Raw genomic sequence first — 256 nt, 5'->3', positions numbered from 1 at the left:
CTCTGGCATTGCGTCCTTGATGTTCTATGGTGCGTGCTTCTTCCTACCTATCTATGCAGTGACTTTTATTGTCGGTGGTTTTTGGGAAGTGCTGTTTGCGTCAGTGCGTGGCCATGAAATTAACGAAGGTTTCTTCGTTACTTCGGTTCTCTTTGCACTGACCTTACCAGCAACTATCCCATTGTGGATGGTCGCACTAGGTATTACCTTTGGTGTGGTAGTTGCAAAAGAAATCTTCGGCGGCACAGGGCGTAAC

Annotated in this window: 1 protein-coding gene; it reads left to right on the top strand. The window is 47.3% G+C overall.

Annotation, left to right across the window (positions count from 1 at the left end; all coding sequences use genetic code 11):
* Positions 1 to 256: RnfABCDGE type electron transport complex subunit D (locus AAEY75_RS16080; RefSeq protein WP_352260159.1), on the top strand; the 256-nt coding region annotated here is incomplete at both ends.

The organism is Psychrobacter sp. TB55-MNA-CIBAN-0194 (genome assembly GCF_040309505.1).
Lineage (GTDB): Bacteria > Pseudomonadota > Gammaproteobacteria > Pseudomonadales > Moraxellaceae > Psychrobacter > Psychrobacter fozii.
This window is presented reverse-complemented; position numbering and strand designations above follow the sequence as displayed.